Origin of the sequence: Kribbella alba (assembly GCF_039529635.1) — a bacterium.
In the GTDB taxonomy this organism is placed as follows: Bacteria; Actinomycetota; Actinomycetes; order Propionibacteriales; family Kribbellaceae; genus Kribbella; species Kribbella alba.
The window spans coordinates 65,030-86,736 of the sequence record NZ_BAAANE010000004.1 but is presented as its reverse complement, the minus strand read 5'-3'; the positions used below and the strand labels follow the sequence as shown (position 1 = coordinate 86,736).

General features: G+C 67.7%; 17 protein-coding genes. 6 read left to right on the top strand and 11 right to left on the bottom strand.

Annotated features, from left to right (window positions below; all coding sequences use genetic code 11):
• Positions 1-65: 65 nt before the first annotated feature.
• From ABD210_RS07060 to ABD210_RS07020, 9 genes are all read right to left on the bottom strand, one after another.
• Positions 66-278 (bottom strand): ferredoxin, encoded by a 213-nt coding sequence (locus ABD210_RS07060; RefSeq protein ID WP_344110032.1) that lies wholly within the window; start codon positions 276-278, stop codon positions 66-68.
• Positions 271-1,494 carry an NADH-ubiquinone oxidoreductase-F iron-sulfur binding region domain-containing protein gene (locus ABD210_RS07055; RefSeq protein ID WP_344110030.1) on the bottom strand — a complete coding sequence of 408 codons (1,224 nt, stop codon included), beginning with the start codon at positions 1,492-1,494 and terminating at the stop codon, positions 271-273. The genes ABD210_RS07060 and ABD210_RS07055 overlap by 8 nt, the downstream gene beginning before the upstream one ends.
• Complete coding sequence (locus ABD210_RS07050; protein WP_344110028.1) at positions 1,491-2,063, bottom strand: ferric reductase-like transmembrane domain-containing protein; 573 nt, start codon at positions 2,061-2,063, stop codon at positions 1,491-1,493. Before ABD210_RS07050 ends, ABD210_RS07055 begins: the two co-directional genes overlap by 4 nt.
• The gene (locus tag ABD210_RS07045) at positions 2,063-2,971 is read right to left on the bottom strand and encodes an FAD:protein FMN transferase (protein WP_344110026.1); all 909 of its coding nucleotides are present in this window, start codon (positions 2,969-2,971) and stop codon (positions 2,063-2,065) included. The genes ABD210_RS07050 and ABD210_RS07045 overlap by 1 nt, the downstream gene beginning before the upstream one ends.
• Complete coding sequence (locus ABD210_RS07040) at positions 2,968-3,264, bottom strand: hypothetical protein (protein WP_344110024.1); 297 nt, start codon at positions 3,262-3,264, stop codon at positions 2,968-2,970. The genes ABD210_RS07045 and ABD210_RS07040 overlap by 4 nt, the downstream gene beginning before the upstream one ends.
• Positions 3,265-3,441: 177 nt before the next feature.
• Complete coding sequence (locus ABD210_RS07035; RefSeq protein WP_344110022.1) at positions 3,442-3,942, bottom strand: MarR family winged helix-turn-helix transcriptional regulator; 501 nt, start codon at positions 3,940-3,942, stop codon at positions 3,442-3,444.
• A gap of 431 nt (positions 3,943-4,373) precedes the next feature.
• Entirely contained in the window at positions 4,374-5,714 is a 1,341-nt protein-coding gene (locus tag ABD210_RS07030; RefSeq protein WP_344110020.1) for a HAMP domain-containing sensor histidine kinase, read from the bottom strand.
• A gap of 2 nt (positions 5,715-5,716) precedes the next feature.
• Complete coding sequence (locus ABD210_RS07025) at positions 5,717-6,409, bottom strand: response regulator transcription factor (protein WP_344110018.1); 693 nt, start codon at positions 6,407-6,409, stop codon at positions 5,717-5,719.
• Between the two features lie 804 nt (positions 6,410-7,213).
• The gene (locus tag ABD210_RS07020; RefSeq protein WP_344110016.1) at positions 7,214-7,828 is read right to left on the bottom strand and encodes a hypothetical protein; all 615 of its coding nucleotides are present in this window, start codon (positions 7,826-7,828) and stop codon (positions 7,214-7,216) included.
• A gap of 599 nt (positions 7,829-8,427) precedes the next feature.
• Between ABD210_RS07020 and ABD210_RS07015 the strand changes: the two genes are divergently transcribed.
• Genes ABD210_RS07015 through ABD210_RS07005 form a run of 3 tightly spaced genes read left to right on the top strand, consistent with a single transcriptional unit; the run spans position 8,428 to position 16,193 of the window.
• Positions 8,428-9,606 carry an amidohydrolase family protein gene (locus ABD210_RS07015; RefSeq protein ID WP_344110014.1) on the top strand — a complete coding sequence of 393 codons (1,179 nt, stop codon included), beginning with the start codon at positions 8,428-8,430 and terminating at the stop codon, positions 9,604-9,606.
• Between the two features lie 48 nt (positions 9,607-9,654).
• Complete coding sequence (locus tag ABD210_RS07010) at positions 9,655-10,845, top strand: M48 family metalloprotease (protein ID WP_344110012.1); 1,191 nt, start codon at positions 9,655-9,657, stop codon at positions 10,843-10,845.
• Positions 10,842-16,193, top strand: coding sequence for an AAA domain-containing protein (locus tag ABD210_RS07005; RefSeq protein ID WP_344110010.1), 5,352 nt, complete (start codon positions 10,842-10,844; stop codon positions 16,191-16,193). Before ABD210_RS07010 ends, ABD210_RS07005 begins: the two co-directional genes overlap by 4 nt.
• Before the next feature lie 18 nt (positions 16,194-16,211).
• Here the strand turns inward: ABD210_RS07005 and ABD210_RS07000 are convergent, their stop codons facing one another.
• Positions 16,212-17,063 carry a tryptophan 2,3-dioxygenase gene (locus ABD210_RS07000; RefSeq protein WP_344110008.1) on the bottom strand — a complete coding sequence of 284 codons (852 nt, stop codon included), beginning with the start codon at positions 17,061-17,063 and terminating at the stop codon, positions 16,212-16,214.
• A 222-nt stretch (positions 17,064-17,285) separates the two neighbouring features.
• Here ABD210_RS07000 and ABD210_RS06995 point away from each other — a divergent pair, with 222 nt between their 5' ends.
• Complete coding sequence (locus ABD210_RS06995) at positions 17,286-17,885, top strand: hypothetical protein (RefSeq protein ID WP_344110006.1); 600 nt, start codon at positions 17,286-17,288, stop codon at positions 17,883-17,885.
• 112 nt (positions 17,886-17,997) lie between these two features.
• On the opposite strand, the gene ABD210_RS06990 is transcribed toward ABD210_RS06995, so the two are convergent.
• Positions 17,998-18,810, bottom strand: coding sequence for an IclR family transcriptional regulator (locus tag ABD210_RS06990; protein WP_344110004.1), 813 nt, complete (start codon positions 18,808-18,810; stop codon positions 17,998-18,000).
• Positions 18,811-19,043: 233 nt separating this feature from the next.
• Here ABD210_RS06990 and ABD210_RS06985 point away from each other — a divergent pair, with 233 nt between their 5' ends.
• Together ABD210_RS06985 and ABD210_RS06980 are read left to right on the top strand one after the other, a co-directional pair.
• Positions 19,044-20,036 (top strand): 5-dehydro-4-deoxyglucarate dehydratase, encoded by a 993-nt coding sequence (locus ABD210_RS06985; RefSeq protein WP_344110001.1) that lies wholly within the window; start codon positions 19,044-19,046, stop codon positions 20,034-20,036.
• Positions 20,033-21,634, top strand: a complete 1,602-nt coding sequence (locus tag ABD210_RS06980; protein ID WP_344109999.1) for an ABC transporter substrate-binding protein — start codon at positions 20,033-20,035, stop codon at positions 21,632-21,634. Before ABD210_RS06985 ends, ABD210_RS06980 begins: the two co-directional genes overlap by 4 nt.
• Positions 21,635-21,707 lie beyond the last annotated feature (73 nt).

The following is a 21,707-nucleotide window of genomic DNA, read 5'->3' as shown; positions in this document are numbered from 1 at the left end:
CTGTCACTCAGAGATTAGTCCACTTCTGTCACTGGTGTGATCCGGGGACGGTCCTTTCCGATGCCTTACGAATCAGTTTTCGCAGCTGCCTCGAGGCGCAGTGCGAGGGCCGGGCAAGCCAGTACTGCGCGGCGCGCGTTCGTCAGTTCACCGGGGGTGATCTCGCGCCCTCGGAGCACTGGGAAGCCCCATTCGTCGAGCACCACGTCGTCCGGCAACAGGGTCGCGCAGAGCCCGTGCCCGTCGCATCTGGTCCAGTCGATCTCCAGCCTATTCACCGGTTCCTCCTGGCACCGGTAGGACACCACGTACCGCGCGGCCACACCCGCCGCCGAGGTGCATCCGGATGTCCTCACCGAAGACCTCCAGCGCCGAGGCGAGGAATCTCGCCGAGCCGTCGGGATGAGCACAGGCGCCACGCCCCGGGACGAGCCCGAGGTGGCGATGTGCGTCATGCCAGCCCGCCGGATCGCCGAGCAACAGCCGGCCGAAATCGTCGACCAGCGCGGCCAACCCGAAGACACAAGGACCGCATTGACCCGCCGACTGGCTCGCCAACCACTGCACGACCCGATGGACCTCACCAAGCGGGCAGGTGTCCGCACCCAGCGCCACGACGATCCCGGTGGAGACATCTGGGCGACCCAGGATCACGCCGTCGGGCCTTGGCAGCCAGCGGCCGTGATATCCACCGACCAGCACAGGGGCATCGGTCGCCGCACCGGCGTACTGCAGCACGGTCGTCAGTGGGATCCCGGTCGGCGTCTCGATCACCCCCGGCCGCTGCACCGAGCCTGCAACTGTCAGGAGCTGAGTCCCCGGCTCGCTGATCAACCCGGTGCTGCTGAACTCCCGCGAGCCGAGCCTGGCCAGTACTGCGAGCTGGGCGAACGTCTCCACGTTCGACAGGAAGGTCGGGCGCCCGTTGTACCCCTTGCGGGTCGGAAGCACTCGCCGACCCGGCGGAACCGCAGGCCCGCCTTCCAGCACTCTCAGGACAGCCCGTGCCTCACCGGCCACGAACCGGCCGGGCGTATCGCTCACCTGGATGTCGACGGTGTCCTGCCGCTCTTGGATCGCAGCCCGTACCGAAGCGGCGGCGGCAGCATCGTGCACAGCGACGATGACCTGCCGTGCGCGCAACGCTTGAGCGAGACCAGTAGCTCCGTCCAGAACCAGGTGCGGCGCCATGGTCAGCAACAGCCGGTCCTTGCGACTCACTGGCTCACTCTCGGAGCCGTTCACGACCACGGCGGCAATACCCCTGGCCGGCAGGTCCGCGAGCTTCAGCGCTACGGGGAAGCCCGCACCGCCTCGACCCCTGAGGCCTACTGCTTCCGCCAGCTCGGTGTAGGCCGCTCGGCTCAGCTGTGGATGTACTCCGTGGGCCCAGAGGTGGTGCTGGAGGTCTGCCCTGCCCTGCGTCAGGCCGGCGAGCAGCCGTGGTTGTCCGATGGACCGGGGCTGTAGTGGAGTCTCCTGCAGGATGGTCATCGGATTCTCCCTGCCCGCGCGAGGCTTAACGGCGTACTGGCTTGTACTGCGCGGCTTCTCATCCGCACAGCTACTGAGATGGCTACCGCGGCCAAGCAGCTGAGGGTGATGGCCAGCATCCATGGCGTACCGCGGTCTGTGCCTGCAAGGAGGCTGTGGCCGATCGACAACAGCCAGCCGACCGATGCGGCGATGTGAATGGAGCGCCAGCGCTTGGTGAAGGCCGCTGACCTTGCCAGGCGTCCCCTCGCAGCTCCGACGACAGCGGCAAGCACCAGTCCATACATGGCGAGGACGCCGACCGTCACCGCGAAGGGGCGATAGCCGGAGCTGAAGGGCAGGACCAGGACGGATGCACTGACGCTCACATAGCTGTCGGTGATGACCGCCACGACATGTGCGAGGAGGAGGATCAGACCGGTCACAGCGGCCGAGCGGTGAACATACTGGAGCCAGAACCGCCGCTCTGGTTCACGACTGCCTGCGCCCAGAGCTCCTAGCGAAGCCGTCACCGTGAACAGGACCAACGCCATCACCCCAGCCGCTCGGGCCAGGTACCACAGCGTCATCAGGCCGCCCTGCTCGCCGCGGGCCAGCCCGCCAGCTCAGTGATCTCGCCGTCGTCGGCAACCAGCCGAGCCGGATGCCCGGCCAGGGTGAGCCGCCCAAGAGCCGCCTCGCCAGTGGCGACAATCGCAGTACTGAACGTGTTGGCCCGTACTGCGGTGGGCGCCCAGACCGAGGCAGTTCGCCAAGGACCCTCTGCGGGTTGACCTGTGCGCGGGTCGATGACGTGGTGCGCATGACCAGTCGGCGTGGACCAGCTACGTGCTGTCCTGGTCGAGGTGGTGAGGCCGCCGTGCGACAGGGTCACCGGCACCCCGGGATCACCCTCGCGCTCGGCTACGTCGATCACCCAGGGCTCGGCGGCAGTGCCCGCCGCCCGAAGGTCGCCGCCGATCTCGACGAGCACCGCGCAGCCGTGGCGCCTACTGAGCACCAGGGCCGCTCTATCGGCAGTCCAGGCCTTCGCTGTTGCGCCTAGGTCGAGCGCGGCTCCCTTGGGTACTCCGACCAGCCCAAGCCTGCGATTCAGCTGGACGTGCTTCCAGCCCACGGCCGGCGCGGATACACCTGCTGCCTGCGGAAGGCGACGGCGTACGGTCTCGATGTCCTGGTCGTAGCCGGCGGCAACCACTGCGGCTCCGACGGTCGGGTCCACCGCGCCACCACTGATGGAAGCCGCGACCAGGCTCACGTCGACGAGATCCACCAGCAGCCGGGAGACCGGGACCATGAAGCCGGCCCGGGCGTTCACCATGGACAGCTCGGAGTCGTCGCGGAAGCGGCTGGCTGCCTTGTCGACGCGATCCATCAGTGCCTTGAGGGCGCCGCACGCCGCACCGAGCGCCGCCGGATCCTCGACGGTAAGGCGGACCGTGCAGCTCCAGGCCTTCCAGGTCCGGGAAGGGCTCATGAGCCATGGCTCCCGCCCTGAGCGGTCGTCCCCTGCTGTGCCGAACCGAGGCCGCTTCCGCTGCTGCTGTCGTCGCTGCCCGAGCTGCTGCTGCTCGAACTGCTGCCGTCGCTGGTGGAGCTGGTCTGGGTGCCGGGCGTGCCAGAGGTGCTGGGCTGGCGTGCGCTGAGAACGGCTACGGCAAGGCCGGTGCCCCCGATGCCGAGCACAGCTGTCGCGACGGCGGCGGCTCCGGCTCGACGTAGCCAGCGGGCGCGGGCTGGATGAGGATCGATCGCATCTGTGGTGACCATGCCGAAAGCCTCGCGGCGAAGGCCTCAGGCCCACACCAAGAGAACCTCAAGCCGGAGTCAAGTTCTCCTGAGACTTCCCTGAGGAGCTCCTCTCAGGAGAGCCTCGGTTCAGGGCCTGGTCGGCCGGCACAGGTCTCAGCCAGCACAGGTCAGTCGGCACAGGTCAGCCGGCACAGTTCAGCCGCAGCCGCGGACCTCGGGTGGGCAGCTGGTCCGCTGGTGTTCGTCGACGGCCGCGAGCACGTCCTCGGCCGCATCACCCAGCGCGGTCATCCGCTCCTTGCCGAGTACGTCGACGAAGAGCTCGCGGACCCGAGCGGCGTGCACGGGCGCACAGGCCTTGATCGCCTCCAGGCCCTGCTCGGTCAGCACGATCTCGGGGTACCGCGCGTCACAGGCCGCCTTGCGGATCAGCCCGCGCTTCTCCATCCGGCTGAGGTGGTGCGATATCCGGCTCTTCTCCCACTGGGTCGCCTCGCCCAGCTCGAACGCGCGCATCCGACCGGTCTCCGACTCGGACAGGTTGACCAGGATCTCGAAGTCGGAGTCGGACAGGCCGAACTCCCGCTGGAGGTGCCGCACCAAGTGCGTCTCCAGCGTCTTGCGCATCAGCAGATAGCTGCGCCATGCCTTCTGCTCGTCCTCGTCGAGCCACGGTTCGTTCGCCACGACCCCCATACTACCCGCCCGGGTTGACGCATCAACCTACCCTCCCAACGCTTGCGTCCGAACAACCGGCGGCCCTGCCCCACGCTCCTTCGGACGCAACGCGATGGGACCAGCGGCCACCGCGCTGCCGGCGGCTCTTCGTTGCCGCGGACACCTCGTTGCGTCCGAACACCCGGCGGCCCCACCCCACCCTCCTTCGGACACAACGCGATGGAGCCAGCGAGCACCTCGCTACGTCCGAACACCCCGCGGGCCTGCCCCACGCCCCTTCGGACACAACGAGACGGGGCCAGCGAGCACCCCGCTACGTCCGAACACCCCGCGGGCCCACCCCACGCCCCTTCGGACACAACGCGACGGAGCCAGCGAGCACCTACCTCCCTGCGTCCGAACACCCGGCGGGCCCGCCCCGCGCTCCTTCGGACGCAATGCGGTGGGGGTCAGGGGGCAGCGAGGGTGAGGTGGACGGAGGAGCCGGTGGGGAGGTTGGGGTGGATGGTGAGCCGGCCGCCGGCGGCCTCGGCGCATCTGCGGGCGATGTCGAGGCCCAAGCCGCTCGAGCCGCGGTCGCTGCGGCCGCGCTCACCTGCCCCCAGCGGGATCCCCGGGCCTTCGTCCGCGATAACGATCAGTACGCCGGGACCGCCGCCGACGGGTTGCCTCGTCAGGATGATCCGCGCGGCTGTTCCATCGGGAGTGTGCGCGACGACGTTCTCCACCAGGGCGTCCAGCGCGGCGGCCAGGTCCTCGGCCGACGACCTCACCTCGGCCGGGGGCGTCGGCAGGTCGAGGGTCAGTTCGCGACCCTGGTCCTCGAACAGCGGCTCCCAGAACGCCGCCCGCTTGCGCGTCACCTCGACGGCATCGCAATGCGGGACCCGGCCTTCTCGTTGCGGACGACGAGCAGCGCTGATGACGGCGGTGAGCGTCCGCTCGAGGCTGTTCACCTGGGTGTTCAGTTCCTCCGCCCGTTCTCTGTCGGGCAGTGCCTCGACCTGGAGGCGGAGCGCGGTCAACGGAGTACGGAGTCGGTGGGACAGGTCGGCGACGGCCTCGCGTTCGACCGCGATGACCTCGTCGATGCGATCCGCCAGACCGTTGAGGGCGGCACCTACCTTCGCGACCTCGGCGGGACCGTTCGTGGGGGCCCTGGCGTCGACATCACCTTTCGCCAGGCGTTCCGCAGTGCGGGCTGTCTCTTCGAGCGGGCGGGCCAGGCGGCGCGAGACCAGTTCCGCGCCGAGGATGCTCAGCAGCAGGACGAGCAGGCTGGCTCCGAGCAGGACGAGAATGCGCGGGACGAGGCCGTCGTACAGCTGTTCGGTGGTCAGGAACAAGCAGACAGAAGCGGGTCCGTTGACCCTGTCGACGTTGACGTCTGTCACAACCCCACCGCTGACACTGCGGATCGACGTGTCGGAGATCTTGGGCGGTCCCTTGTTCCCGTCGTCGTTGGGATTGCCGTCGTCGTGGCTGCCGGGGACCTGCTGCGGCTGGGGGACGCCGCCCGGTGGCGGATCGCCCAGCGTCGTACCGTCGTCCAGGCGGACCGAGATGCGGCCGGGGCCGTCGGCGGTGATGCCTTTGAGGTACGCCGTGATGTCATCGGTCGTGTGGTTCTTGTCGCCCACGTAGTACGCGACACTCTCAGCGCGGTAGCGGGCTTTCGACAGGGCCTCGTCGGAGGCCGCGTTCCTCAACAGGATCGTCAGCGGGATGGCGAAGGCGAGCACGACCAGGGTGGTCATCCCGACCGACAGGAACAGGATCCGGCGGCGCATAGTCATGAGCCTGGCTCGGGCGGCGCGAGCTTGACACCTACCCCGCGGACGCTGTGCAGGAACCGCGGCTGGGCGGCCGTCTCGCCGAGCTTGCGGCGCAACCAGGACAGGTGGACGTCGACCGTCCGGTCGCCACCTCCCCAAGGCAAACCCCAGACCTCGGCCAGGAGTTCGCGCTTGGTGACGACGGCACCCGCTCGGCGCGACAAGGCGAGCAGCAGGTCGAACTCCTTGCGAGTCAGGTCGACCGGCTCCCCGTCGACGGTCACCTCGCGGCTACGCGGGTCGATCGAGAGTGCGCCCAGGCTGAGCACGGCTTCACCTTGCTGGTCGGGACTGCGCCGGCGCAGCACTGCCCGGATCCTTGCGTCGATCTGGGCTGAGCTGAACGGCTTGATCACGTAGTCGTCGGCGCCGGCGTCGAGCAACCTCACGACGCTCGCGTCGTCATCCCTGGCCGTCGCGACGATCACCGGTACGTCGCTGACCGCGCGGACCATGGCGAGTACGTCGCGGCCGTCGAGGTCGGGAAGTCCGAGATCCAGCAGCATCACGTCGGGTCGATCCCGCGCGACCGCGGCGACACCGTCAGCCCCTCCGGCCAGCGGCGTGACAGCGTGACCGGCGGCCGTGAGCGACTTGCTCAGCGACGTCCGGATCGCGTCATCGTCCTCGACCAGCAACACCCGCGCCATACCCCTGAGCGTAAACGCATCTCGTCAACTCTCCGCTCAGCCGCAACTGGGGTTCCTGCGGGGCGGACCTCCACTACTCACTTTTCAGGGTGCTTCTACCGCGGGGCGGACGTTCTAGCCACACCCTTCAGCCGCTTCCGCCGCGCGGGGCAGACTCCCACACCCACCTTCAGCCGCGCCCGCCGCTCCGGGCGGATGTCCACCACTCACAGCGAGCTGCTTCTACCGCGCGGGGCGGATGTCTACCACTCACAGCGAGCTGCTTCTACCGCGCGGGCGCGGACGTCCACCACTCACAGCGAGCTGCTTCTACCGCGCGGGCGCGGACGTCCACCACTCACAGCGAACTGCTTCTACCGCGCGGGGGCGGACGTCCAACACTCAGCTTCAGCTACTTTCGGCGCATCGGCGCGCTTTCGTGAGCGTGGCTGTCGATGCGGCGGGTGGGTTGATGAGTGCTGGCGGTCCGGGCGGTTCGGTCCATTCTGATGCAGGGTCGGCCTATTGCGGGTCGGTGCGGGTCGGCCTGATGCAGGCTGGCCCGATGCGGGTCGGTGCGGGCCGTACTGATGCCGGTCCGTGCGGGCCCTTCTGATGCGGGTCGGTTCGGTCCGTTCTGATGCGGGTCGGTTCGGTCCGTTCTGATGCCGGTCGGTTCGGTCCGGCCTGATGCCGGTCGGTTCGGTCCGACCCGATGCCGGTCGGTGCAGCCCGGCCTGATGCCGTCAGTGCGGGCCGACCCGATGCCGGTCGGTGCGGGCCGTTCTGATGCCGGTCAGTGCGGGCCGGCCCGATGCGGGTCGGTCAGGGCTGCGGGGTCGGGGCGCGGAGGCCGGAGCTGCGGAGTTCGAGGTCGGCGAGGCGGGCGATGACGGCGGAGTCGCCTTCGCGCCAGGCGGCGACCGGGTCGTCGGAGATCTTGGCGAGGCGCTGCATCGGCTGGTTCGCCATCGCCCGCAGAGCGAACAGGTCGAGGTCGGCCGCGTTGTCGATGAACTTCTGCGCCGCCTTCGCCCTCCTGGAGAAGCGGATCCGCCGCGGCAACCAGATCAGCAGCGCGAACAGGACTGGCAGGCCGATCGTGACACCGGCGAGGAGATACGCGAGCTGCTCCACCGCGTGCGCCTGGTCCCGGCCCGCTTCCGCCAAGCGCGTCGCAGCGTTGGCGGCACCATCGACGGGTGCGCGCAATTGATCCCCCACCACCGGCACCTTGCCGATCGGTTCGGACATCCCGTGCAGGTCCCCAGCCAACCCATCCCCGGCCTCGGCGGCCTTGCGCCCGGGATACCCGAGCGCATTGGTGATCTTGAAGACGAACAGTCCCAGCGCCGTACAGAACGCGATCCAGCCCACCAACATCAGATCCCCGAGCACCTGCCCGAAGCGCTGCTTCCCCACGTCGGAGTAGAGCTTCACGTCCGTATCCCTTTCGTCGACCAGAACCAGACTTCACTAATGCCCCGCTCCAACCCCGGCGACACTAGCGCTACTACCCGACACGCGGGGTCCGCCGCGATACTTCCGAGCCCGCACCTCGCTGGCGACCACGTTGCCGCCAGCCAGGAAGCTACTGCCGCCGGCCCGGGAGGCCGGTAGCAGCGCCCGCCGAGCTGCCTGGCGCACCAGACCGAGGAACTGCGTGGACCGACCCGTGCAGCCTCTGTAACGCCGAGTCGTGGATCGGTGCTCTGGGCAATCGATTCCCCTGACGCCCATCCACGACTGGCAGTCTGGGGGCCAGCTTGGAGCGGGCGAGCAACGGGCGGCCAGGTCTCGCGGCTGGTGTGGAGCATGCAGCTGGCGGTGCTCGGCCACATCCGGACACCTCGGACACCTACTGGGCATCTGGGTCAGGGTATTTCTTGACCGCGGTCCCAAGGTCGTGTCCAAACCTCCGACACTGCTCCAAACCCGACCTCGTTCCGGATCGCCCGGGGCTCCGGCTGGAATCCGCGGGATGGCGGCACATCGGCGAGTAGTCTCAGGGCCACTACTCGCGTGGTGGAGAGCGGACCATGATCGCTATCGAAGTCAGCGCTGTGTTCGACGGCGAGCGCTACTCGGCTGAGGGCGCAGTCGTGATTGTCGACGGCACGCAGATTCTGAGCGTGGATCCCCTCGGTACTGCGGTCCCTGCCGGCTGCGATCTCGTCCGCTACGAGGGCGCGACGTTGCTGCCTGGATTGATAGACGCGCACGTTCATCTGTGTTGCGACGGTGGTCCCGGCGCGCTCGAGCGGATTCCCGACTTCAGCGACGACGAGCTGACCGGTGTCATCGAGGACTCCTTGCGCGCGCACCTCGCCACCGGGGTCACCACGGTGCGCGATCTCGGTGATCGCGAGTGGGCAGTGGTCGAGTGGCGCTCCCGTCACCGCGACAGGATGCTCCCGACCGTCGTCGCCAGCGGGCCGCCGATCACCGTTCCGCACGGGCATTGCTCGAACATGGGCGGTGCCGTGGAGGGCGTCGACGAACTGCGGCGCGCTGTCGCGGAACGAGCCGAGCGCGGCGCGGACCTTGTGAAGATCATGGCGAGCGGTGGAGTGAACACCCCCGGCACCGACCCTGCTGCCGTTCAATTCAGCGCCGAAGAACTCCAGGTCGTCGTCGAGGAATCCCACAACCGCGGCCTGCCCGTCACCGCACATGCCCACTCCGTGCAGGCGATCAAGAATGCCTTGGTTGCTGGCGTGGACGGAATCGAGCACTGTTCGTTCATTACTGCGAACGGGCTCGACGTCGTGGATTCGGTAGTGGCTGACCTCGTGGCGTCACGTACGACGGTGTGCCCGACGCTCGGGGTCGAGCCTGGCGCCACACCACCGCCCGCAGTACTGGAGATCATGCGCAGGACCGGGACCGACTACGAGGCAAGGGCTCGCATGACGGGCGCCCTACATGCCGCCGGGGTCCGCTTGGTCACCGGCTCGGACGGCGGGATCAACCCCGGCAAGTCCCACGGCATCCTCCCCGAGGCAGTCATCGGCCTGGTCCTCGGCGGCGTCTCCCCTATCGACGCTCTCGCCACCGCTACCTCCCTCGCAGCAGCAGCCTGCGGCCTCGCCGACCAAACCGGCCGAATCGCCGCCGGCTACACCGCCGACCTCCTCGTCGTCACCGGCAACCCCACCACCGACATCACCGGCCTCCACAACATCCAAGCCACCTACCTCCGCGGCGACCGGGTCTAGTTTTCTGCTGGGAACCTTTTCGTCGGTGGGCCTCGTTAGGGTGGCGGGATGGTTGGTGAGTTGGGGCCGCTGGGGTATCACCGGGGCGTGTTGGGGTATGTGCGCCGGGTGGATCAGCGCGCCTGGGAGGCGTTGCTGCCGGAAGCCGAGGCCGATCCGAAACTGAAGGACGGCCTGCTGCGGAACACCCACCGACTCGAGGAGATCAGCCACCCGGAGTTGCACGAGGCGGCGAAGCAGGCCTGTCGGGCGTTGGGGCTCGACGTGGAGGTCGAGTTCTTCCAGGCACAGCGGTCGGGCACACCGAATGCGTCGCTGCTGCATCAGGTGGAGAAGGCGGTGATTCTGTTCGAGGGACCACTGCTGGAGAGGTTGGAACCGGGCGAGCTCAAGGCCGTCATCGGGCACGAGTTGGCGCACCGACTGCTCTGGACACTGGACGGAGGTGCCTATCTCGCGGTCGATCGACTGCTCGACGCCGCGGCCGGAGATGCCCGGACGCCGGGGCAATATCTGGAGACCCGGCGCCGCTGGGTGATGGCTTCCGAACTGTTCGCCGATCGCGGCGCGCTCAAAGCCTGTGGAGACCTCAGTACTACGGTGCGCGCGCTGCTCAAGATCCAGACCGGGTTGTCCGGCGTCGACCCCGAGGCCTATCTCCGTCAGGCGAGCGAGCTGGATCTGAGCACGGGGAGCCGCGGCACGAGCCACCCGGAGGGCGTCGCCCGCGCCTGGGCGCTGAAGAACTGGCTGGCCGACGAAGACGTGGAGCTCCTGCTGACCGGACCGCTCGATGTGGATTCGCCGGATCTGCTGGACGCGGAGCTGCTCAGGGAACTCAGCATGGATTTCGCCGCGCACATCGCCCATACCGAAGGCCTGCGCACCGACACCGTCGCCACGTATGCGGCCGGGTTCGCGGATCCGCCCGGGCCTCTCGGCGTACCGGGTGGGGCGGTGCCGCGGTTCGACGAGCCGTTGGCGATCCGGCCTGTCGACGGTGCGCCGATCCCGCGACCAAGACCGTTGACCGCGGCAACGAAGCAGTACCTGTGCTATCTCCTGCTGGATCTGGCGACGGCTGATCCTGATACCGGCGATGCCGGCCTGGTCGCGTCGATGGGAGTCGCTCGCCGCGCCGGACTCACGCCGTACGACGATCTGGCGGACGACGAGCTCGGCTGGAGCGACAAGCGGCGGGCGGAACTACAACTGGCCGCGGACGAGGTGGTCCGATGAAGGATCTCGTCGCGCTGGCAGTGTCGCAAGGCGGGCTCGGCAATGACGCGTTGCTGGCGGCGGTGCTTCCGCTGTTCCACGCGACGGCGGATGTGCACGAGCGCGGCCTCGTCGCGCCGCTGCGCGGGCTCGATCGGATCACCGTGGACGAGCAGACGCGGCTCGGATTCGCGCCGGAGCACGCTTCCCGGCCGATCACCGCGCCGCGGGAGATCCAAGCCAGGGAAGGGCATCGGGCCGAGGCGGTCGAGGTTGTCGCGCACCGGCAGGCAGACCTCGATCTCGGCGAGAGCGGCGGGCAACTGCGGACCCAGGTCCCCGAGCCCACTCCTGAGGCGATCCACGCGCCCGCGCTCGTGCCGGGCTGGCAGAGCTGGGAGCACGTCGTCGGGAACCACGACCCGCTGACGGACATCTTCAGCCTCGGGCAATTGCTGATCGGCCTTGGCTGCGGGCTGGACCTGGACCGGTCGGAGGACGTGGCCGAGCTGATCGATGCCCGAGGCAACTTCTACCTGCTCAGGACGAACCTGCACCCGGTGATCCTGTCGGTGGCCTCACAGATGGCCGAGCCGGACCGGCATCACCGGGCCCAGGATCTCCGGTCGCTGATCGAGCAGCTGGAGAACTACCGCGAGCAGCCGCTCGACTTCGATGTCGACGGGATCACCCGCGGTACCGCGGATCGGCGCGCGGCCGTCCTCAAAGCCTTGCGGGACAGGCTGTTCGATCTCTCCCGACGCAACCGCCTGGTCAACTTCCGGCACACCGCGCAGACGCTGAACCTGACCGAGGTATCGGTCCCCCTGATGCTCGACGTACGAAATATCCGCGCCGAGCAGCTGTTCACCTGGAACCAGGAGCTGGCCGCGCGGCTGACGAGCGGAACCGCCCAGACCCTCGGGAAGTGGATCCGGTACGACGAGGCGCCGTACGCCGCGAGCTCCCTGGACAAGCTGATCTCCACCGCCCGGCGCGACCGCGCGGAGTACGGGCAGGATCAGTTGCGGCTGGTTCCGGCCTTTCTGCGCTGGCACGACCTCAAGAACGACCCCGGCACACGCCTCGCGTCTCCGCTGGTGCTGGTGAAGGTGGAACTCGCGAAGAAGCGTGGCGTGCGGGATTCGTACACGCTGCGCGTCACCGATCCCGTGGCCGAGGTGAACCCGACATTGCGGCACCACCTCCACCAGCTGTATGGGATCAACCTGCCGGAGCGGGTGGATCTGGGCGAGCCAGACGCCCTGGCAGTGCTGCACGAGCGGCTCGCCAAGGAGATCCAGGCGTCGGAGCCAGGGCTGCAACTGCACCTGCGGGAGAAGCCGCGGATCGATCTGGTCCGGCAGCGGGCGATGCTGAAGCTGCGGAACTACCGACGCCGGCAGCACGGGAACACCGCGAACGAGTTCGGCGGCCGGCACTATTCGTATTCCTACCGGCGGTCCGACTACCAGCCGCTCGGCGTACAGATCTTCCGGAACCAGTTGGCCGTGCAGGAGCTGCCGCTGAGCATCGCGCTCGGCGCGGACCCGTCGATCCGGCGGCCGGGAGTGATCGAGACCGACACCTATTCGATCGAGACCGACGGCAGTCCGTACTCGTGGGACGTCGATCTCTGCGCGGTCGCCTTGGCGAACTTCAACTACCGCACACTCGGGCTGGTCCGGGACTACGACGAATTGCTGGACACCGGCCGGTCGTGCCAGTCGTTCGATCAACTCTTCTCCGACTCCCCGCGGCCGATCAGTAGCGAGCCGCCCGAGTTGCCGACGGCCGCGCGACATCTGGTGGTTCCAGCCGATGGTTCCCAGGTCGCGGCCGTGGCGCGGGCGCAGCGCGGCGAGAGTTTCGTGATCCAGGGACCGCCCGGCACCGGGAAGTCGCAGACGATCACCAACATGATCGCGGACTTCGTCGCGCGTGGGCAGCGGGTGCTCTTCGTCTGCCAGAAGCGAGCCGCACTCGACGTCGTGCACGCGCGCCTGGCGAGTCGCCACCTCGACGGACTGTGCACGCTGATCCACGACTCGCAGGCGGACAAGAAGGCGTTCGTCCACGGCCTTCGCGAGACCTACGAGAGCTGGCTGTCCGCCGAGGACGATTTGGACCCTTTGACCGTACGCCGGGACGCACTCGTGGCGCGGGTGGATCGCCTGCTCGCGGCCGTCGGCGAGTTCGAAAGCCTCTTGGGACAAGGGGATTCACCGAGTCTGCGCGAGGTCGTCAACCAGTTGGCCGAGCTGCGTGATCATCGCTGGGGTGCGGAGCTGGAACCTGCCGAGCGTCGGTTGGTTCCGTCGCCGGGTGATTGGTGGTCGGCGCGATCGGCCGTTACCGGGTTGGGCCAGGCGTTGGTCGCGGCTGATCCGGTCGGCGGCGGCGTGCTCGCGCGCAGCCCACTCGCCCTGGTCGCGCCCGAGATCTGGTCGCTGCCTGGCGCCGACGCCGAGATCCCTGCCCGCGCCGCCGAGATCCGCGACCACTGGACCGCCGTCGGCGCCGCCCTCGATGCAGCCGGCTCCCCAGCATCAGGCGGTCCCGCGGCGCCCGATGCCGGGGTGGACGATGCGGGGGTCGACGGTTCCGCGGCGGGCCGTTCGGCGCAGGGGCGTGTGCCCACAGGTGGTCTTGGGATCGGTGGCGCGTCGGCTGAGCGGTCGTTGGCGTGGGTGCGGACGGTTGGTGAGCTCGGAGTGGTGTTGCGGCCGTTGGCTGAGCGAGGGCTTGGGGCAACGATCGATCCTGGGTCGGCGTCGGCGCAGCGGTTGCAGGCTGCCGTGTCGCAGCACGACTCGCTGGTTGCGGCTGAGCGTGCCGCATGGGATGCGGCCGCGGGATGGAAGGAACCACTCGCTCCGGCAGACGCTCGATCAGCGCTAACCGTTGCGCAGAGCAAGGAAGGTGGGTTGCTCTCCTTCCTCAGTGCCGATTGGCGAAAGGTCAAGCGACTGGTTCACTCCCGGTTCGACTCATCCGGGCGGGCGGTTCAGCCTTCGGTGACCGACCTCCTCAAGGACCTGGTCGCCGCGCACGACGCAACTGCCGCCGTCAAGCACAACGAGGAGGAGGCGTCGCGCGAGTGGGGCACGAACGACCCCTCCGCGTTGGCCCGCCGGATCCATCAACTGAGCCAGGACCCCGCGCTGGCCGACTGGCGAACCGGCCTCACCGCGGATCCAGCCCTTGCCGCTCGGCTCGCCCACGTAGCAGCCGCGCTCGAAGAAGCTGACGGTGCCACCCGGGGCTTCCTGACGGGGAACTACGCGGACGGGACGCTGGCCGCAGTACAGGAGAGCGCGGAGGCGTTGGCGTCGGCGCGGATCGTTCCCGCGATCCAGGCTCTCGTGCCGGCGATGCGTCAGCTTGCGTCCGCACCTGCGCCGGTTCAGGCGGCTGTTCGCAGGCTCGAGGCAACGCCCGCGCAACTGGAGTATGCGGTGTGTGCACTCCATTGGGAGCGAACGCGCGCGACGGCCGCGCAGCTCACGTCTGCTCAGCTGGACGATGTCGTTGGCGAGTTGAGTCTTGTGTACGACGAGCTGACGACGGTGAATTCGGAGGTGGTCGTCGCGGGTGTGCGGCGGCGGTTCCTCACCGAGCTCGCGCATTCGGAGCTGAGCGTCAGCGGCATGTCGCCCGATGATCGCGACCGGAAGAAGACCTTCAGTACAGGGCGGCACGAGCTCGAGCACGAGTTCGGCAAGGTGATGCGCTACAGGTCGATCCGCGATCTCGCCTCGGGCGCGCCGGGTTCGGTGGTGTCGCTGCTGCGGCCTGTCTGGTTGATGAGCCCGTCGTCGGTCTCCGACACGTTGCCGCTGGACACGCCCTTCGACGTGGTGATCTACGACGAGGCGAGCCAGATCCCGATCGAGGAGGCGATCCCGGCGCTTCACCGGGCGCCGCAGGTGATCGTGGTCGGCGACCAGATGCAGCTACCGCCGACGCAGTACTTCCGGGTTACGACGCCGGCAGCAGATGCTGACGACGACGAGGCAGCAGAGCAGGTGGGAATCGCGCTGACAGACGACAGCTTCCTAGCGATCAGCGCCTTGCGGCTGGCGTCGACCATGCTGACCTGGCACTACCGCAGCCGGTCGGAGGCGCTGATCTCGTTCAGCAACGCCGCCTTCTACCAAGGCAAACTCGCCACGATCCCAGACCGCCTCCCGGCCCACACCGCACCACCTTGGACCGTCCGTGCCGCCGACCGCTCCCTCGCCGCCGAACCTCCCGCTGCAGCAGATCACGCCGCCGCGACCTTCCCGGCCGACGCCGTTCAAGCAGGCTCCACCGGTTCTGGCGGACTTGCATGGAGTAGTTCGACCGGGATTGCGCCAGGAGACGCGACCATCCCAGGTGGGCTTGCGTCAGGTGGTTCGACTGGGATTGCGGCGGTGGCGGACGGGGTGCTGGCGGGGAGTATCACGTCGGTGCGGGTGGTCGATGGTCTTTACGTACGCCGGACCAACCCGGCCGAGGCCGCGTGGATCGCCGAACTGGTGCGGGAACTGCTCGGCCGCGAGACCGGCAAGAGCGTCGGGATCGTCGCGTTCTCCGAGGCCCAGCAGGGCGAGGTCGAGCGCGCCCTGGATCAGCTGGCCGAAGCGGATCCGGAGTTCGGCGCGCGCTACGAGGCCGAGCAGGTGCGGACCCGCGACGAGCAGGACGCCGGGTTGTTCGTGAAGAACCTGGAGAATGTTCAGGGCGACGAGCGCGACATCGTGATCATGAGCGTCTGCTACGCGGCCGGACCCGACGGCCGGATGCTGATGAACTTCGGACCGATCAACACCGCGGGCGGCGAGAAACGCCTCAACGTCATCTTCAGCCGCGCGCGCCAGCACATGGTGATCGTGTCGAGCATCGAGCCGGACGCGATCACCAACACCTACAACGACGGCGCGAACACCTTGCGCCGCTTCCTCTCGTACGCCGATGCCGTCTCCCGCGGGGACCTCGAAGCAGCCCAGGCCGCGCTGACGCCGTACGCCCTGGGCCGGCACCGTCTTCCGAAGTCGGTCCCAACCAGCGCGGTGGTCACCCAACTGGCCGAAGCCCTGCGCGCCCGTGGGCTCGAGGTGGACACCGCGGTCGGCGAATCGGTCTTCCGCTGCGACCTGGCCCTGAGCCGCCCAGGCGACCCCGGCCACCGCCTCGCAGTACTGGTCGACACTCCGACACGCCTCGCATCGGACACCCTGCTGGAACGCCTGACAACCCACCCCCGGGCTCTGGCGACCGGCGGCTGGCAGGTCCACCACGTCCTCACCACCGACTGGACCCATTCCCCCGCCACGGTCCTAACCCGCCTGGAAGAAGCCCTAACCCGTCCCACCGACACCTGATCCGGCGGCCCGTGAGCGTCAGAGGGTGGTGCGGAGGTGCCAGAGGAGGGGGTAGTAGCGGAGGTCCAGGCGGGAGCGCAGGTAGCCGGCGCCGGAGGAGCCGCCGGTGCCTGGTTTGGTACCGATCATGCGCTCGACCATGACCACGTGACGGGCTCGCCAGGCGGCGGCCAGTTCGTCGTGTTGGAGGAGGGCTTCGGCCAGTTCCCAGATCTCGGTGTGCCGGCCGCGATCCCCTGCCACCTGCATCAGCGCCTTGCGGAGGTCGTCTTCCGACGCGGTCGAGAATCCGGCTTCCTCGAGCACTGCGAGGAACGCGTCCCACAGCGTCGGCTCGGCCAGCCGCTGCTCCAGCCGGGCGCGTTCGAGGTCGGACAGGCCGCGGAAGCGCTTCACGAACGAGGGATCTTTCGCCCCGGACAGGAACTCGATCTCCCGGAACTGCACGGACTGGAACCCGCTGGCCGGCGACAGCCGGTGACGGAACTCGCCGAAGTCCTGCGGCGTCATCGTCTCCAGGATGTCGACCTGCTGCGTCAGCGTCCGCTCGATCGTGTGGACCCGCCGGAGCAGATGCTGGGCGAGCCAGAGTTGACCCGAAAGCATGGCGTCGCGGGAGGCAGTCAGCTCGTGCAGGACCTGCTTGAACCACAGCTCGTAGACCTGGTGGATCGTGATGAACAGCAACTCGTCGTGCGCGGGCGGATCGGACTCGAGCCGCTGCTGGTCGAGAAGTTGACCGAGCCGCAGGTAGCTGCCGTAGGTGAGGCGACCACCTTCCTCGCCGAAGTGCACCTCGACCCCGTCCCACCGACCGGTCACCGCATCGGTGCTGGGCTGGACCCCGTCTGTATCGCTAGTGCTGCTCACGTGGCCGAGGATAACCGCCACCACAGCCCGTGATGCCGCACTCACTTCGTTCTGTAGCGCCAAGAATCACCTGACGGACCTACTCGGAAGCATCTGTCAGAAGGACGGAAGAAGCGGTCAACATCAAACGCTCGTTGGGATCTGGGTGTGTGACCGCAGCGTTCGTCGCTCGTTGGGAAAGCGGTGGAAGTTCGGTCCCGACCGAGGAACAGCGAGCCCGTCATGCACGACACCCTGACCATCCGCGACACCCTGATTTCCGACACGCGCACCCGGCCCATGCCGTCCCGGGTGCCGGCGATCAGCCCGGACGACGCCGAGGCGGCTCTGCTGGCGAACTACTCCGCGCTGGTCCGGCTGGCCTACCTGATCCTCCCGCCCACCTTCGGCCGCGATCGGCGCATCCTCGCCGCTCACGGCGTGGTGCAGCACGCCCTGCCCGAGCGCCGGCGGCTCGAGCGCCAACTGATCGGCGTACGCAACGCTGTCGACTTCACCCGAAGCTGCGTGGCACAGGCCGCAATCGAACAAGCCCGAGCCCGTACTCCGTTGAGGTGGCTGCCGCTGGTGTGGGCCATTCGCCTGTTCGGCCGACCGGATGCCGACGACCTCCTGCTTGACCGTGGGTCGCCAGAGGCCCGAGCCGCGTGGGTCTTGGGACATATCGATGCAACCGTGTTCGACCCCTGCTCTGCCCGGTTATGCCCGACGGAGCTGAAGCGGCGCAACACCCGGGGCCGTGCCGTGGCGATGTGGGCGACAGTTGTGCTCACCGTGTCGATCCTGGCCACGCTGATCGCGGCCGCCCTGGCAGGTCGCTGACTCCTGGGATCACGCAGGCGGCCCGGTGACCACGGGAGCACCCATCACGATCGGCTTGCTGAACGTCTTCGCCTTGTTCTCCAGCGATGCCGGCGTCGGATAGCGCGGATCCTCACCAGCCGGTGCGCCTTGTCAGATGTCCGATCTCGTCCGCTGCCTGCACCAGCGCGGCGACGATCTGACGGCGATGTTCTTCGTCCAGCCTGATCAGCGGCACCGAGCAGCTGAGGGAATCGACTGCGGGTTGACGTCCGGCAACGGCGACTGCGAAGCAGCCGAGCCCTGGTGTGTTCTGTCCCTGCTCATAGCTGAAACCGGCAGCACGCGCTTCGGCTAGCTCAGCCTTGAGCTTGGAGCGATCGGTGACCGTGTCCGGGGTGAGCGCCTCGAGGCGGTCAGGAAGGAGAGCCTCTACTTCTTCCTCGCTCCGCACGGCGAGCAGGACCTTGCCAAGAGCAGTCGCGTGCGCCGGAAGCCGGCGGCCGATGCGTGAACTGCTGCGCAGGTGGTGCGCCGATTCCCGGCTCGCGAGGTAAACCATGTCGCTGCCGTCGAGTCGGGCCAGGTGGACCGTCTCGTTGAGCTCATTCCGCAACTGGGTCAACAGCGGTCCAGCTGCTTCGATCACGGGATCGCGCTCCAAGTAGGCGGCACCGATTCGCAGCGCACGCAGGCCGACCGCATAGGTCAGGTTCCGCTCATCGGTCTCCACCCAACCGCGCGCCACCAAGGTCTGCAGGAGCCCGTGAAGGCTTGATTTCGGTACGCCGAGCGCGCGTTGAAGCTCGCTCAGAGTCAGCCGCTGCGGGCTGCCGGCGAGTAGTTCGAGGATGTCGACGGTTCGGTCCGCGGACTTGACGGAGGTCATCGCTTGCGGCGCGGCCGGTCCGGCTGGCTCCGCGGATCGCGGGTCCGTGCTGGTCATCTGCTTCCTCCGAGGAGCTTCTTGACTGGGGTGGGCGGCTCCCTGCAGTCGAGTTGTCCGATCTTAGGACCTTCTGCGCCGGCCTCTGGCCTGTATTCCTGGCTGATCGGAATCTGCGCCGAGTACTGGGAACTCCTTGACAGTGCCCCGAACAGGCTCGTACGTTATCACGAAATCGTACACGTCGATGAATGCTGTTCATATACATGAACAAATCGACTAGAGGAGACTAAGTGCGTCAGCTCAACGGACTGCTGTTCTTTCCGGTCACTCCCTTCACCCCAGCAGGTGACCTGAACCTGACCGCCCTGGCTCAGCATCTGCAGGACGGCCTCAGTTCCGGACCGGGCGCGGTGTTCGTGGCCTGTGGCACGGGCGAGTTCCACGCACTGAGCGTTGAGGAATATGCGCAGGTGGTCGAGACCGCAGTACGGCTGACGGCCGGCCAAGTACCGGTGTTCGCCGGAGCCGGTGGACCAATTGCGACCGCTCAGGGCCAGGCCAGAGTTGCCGAGCAGCACGGCGTCGACGGTCTGCTGCTGATGCCGCCGTATCTGGTCGAGGCGCCGCATACGGGTCTTGTCCGTTACACCAAGGCGGTAGCGAGCGCGACGGAGCTGCCGCTGATCGTGTACCACCGCGGCGCCGCACGGTTCGATCCCCAGTCGGCCGCGGAGATCGCGCAGATCCCGTCGGTGATCGGGCTGAAGGACGGGTTGGGTGACCTCGATCTGCTCACCCGCATCATGTCCACGATCCGATCGACGCTGGCCGGGAGCGGGAAGTCCTTCCAGTTCTTCAACGGGATGCCGACCGCCGAGCTGACCGCTCCGGCGTACCGCGGGATCGGCGTCGACCTCTACTCATCCGCAGTCTTCTGCTTCGCACCCGAGATCGCGCTCGACTTTCACCGAGCGCTCGTCGGCGGTGACCACTCGACCGTCGAGCGTCTGATCGACGACTTCTTCGTGCCGCTCGTGACGCTGCGCTCGCAGGTTCCGGGCTATGCCGTGTCGCTGGTGAAGGCGGGGGTGCGGCTGCGTGGCCTTGACGTCGGCGGAGTCCGGCCGCCGCTGATCGACCCCACCAGTGAGCACGTCAGCGCGTTGCGGCGAATTCTCGAGATGAACGGTGCACCTGCGTCGCAGCTCACCGAGTTTGAACCCCAGTCATCGCCCAGCAGCGTCGCCGGGTTGGCCAGCATCGGAAGTGAGGAAGCACGATGACCAGATCGTGGAAGCGATACACGGCAGCGGCGGTGTCGGCCGCTCTGCTGGCAGCCCTGACGGCATGTACAGGAAGTGCGGGCACGACGACCAGCGGGTCCGCACTGAACATCATCTCCGCTGAGCCGACCAGTGGGCTCGACCCGAACACTGCGGTCACCCAGACCTCGCTGCGCGTCATGGAGTTGGTTTACGACACCCTGCTGGACTACGACAAGGACGGCAAGCTCGTACCAGGGCTTGCTCAGAAGTGGACACCAGCCGCCAACGGCCTCAGCTACACCTTCGTCCTGCAGAAGGCCGCGAAGTTCAGCGACGGGTCGCCCATCACTGGGACTGACGTCAAGTTCTCCCTGCAGCGGGCGGTGAAGGGCCAGGCGCTCGGTGCCTCGCTCGCGGACATGACGAGCGTGGACGTGGTCGACCAGAGCACGGTCCGGATCAATCTCAAGAAGCCGTCGCGGGTTTTCCTGAACGCGATGGCTCGCGTCGGCAACGCGGCGATCCTTTCGCAGAAGGCCGTCGAGTCCAATCCCTCGTACTTCACCAAGCCCACCGCCACCTCCGGGCCGTGGTCGCTCGAGCAGTGGACGACGCAGAGCAATCTCACCCTCCAGGCCAATCCGAACTACTGGCGCTCGGGATATCCCAAGATCAAGACGATCAACTACACCTTCAGCAACGACCCGACCGGTACTGCGGCGGCGCTCCAGTCCGGCACGGCAGATATGACCTATCCGATGGCTCCCAACGACGCCATTCGCCTGCAGAAGGAGGGGGTTGCGACCTCCTACCCGACGCCGACGCCGGGTCTGGTGATGTGGGGCCTGGACAAGTCGAAGCCGCCGTTCAACGACGTCCGGGTGCGACAGGCGTTCGCGTATGTCGTGCCACGCGCTGATAAGCAGACAGCGTGCTGGAACGACATCGGTACGAATGCGACGGGGAACCTCGTCTTCAGTGGATCGTGGGCGTTCACTCCCGGGCTCACCAAGTACGACGTACCCAAGGCGCAGGGGTTGACCACCGCCGGCGCGCTGCTGGACAAGGCCGGCTGGAAGCTCGCAGGAGACGTGAGGCAGTCCCAAGGAGTACCTGGAGTTCCGGACGGCACGAAGCTCGCGGTCACAGTGCCGTATGAGAACAACTGGAGCCAGGCCCGCTGCAACACTGAACTGCTCCAGCAGGACCTCGCCCCGCTCGGAGTCAAGATCACGCCGCAGGCCTTCGATTCCGCGACCTTCTACACCGATGCCGGCAAGAACAAGTTCGCGATGTACCACGCCGGCAACCAGTGGGCCACCGTCGACGACGAGATGCAGCAGGGGTTCACCTGCAAGGGCCAGGTCGTCGATCTGATGGCGAAGTGGTGCAACCCGCAGGTCGACAAGCTGATCGCGCAGGCGCAGGCGACCTTGGACCTGAACAAGGCCAAGCAGCTGTACGCGCAGGTGCAGCAGATCGTGCAGGAGGAGCAGCCGGCCATCGTCACCGGAAACCAGTACGCAGTCGTCGGGCTGGCGAAGAAGGTGCAGGGGTACGTCGCTCGCGCCGACGGCTCCAACCGTTCCCTGATTGCCGCAACCGTCGGTCAGTAGGGCCTGCGGGTGGTCGGCGCAGACGCAACGGCCCGACCACCCGGGGCTCGGCCCAGATCTTGAATGTCGGTGA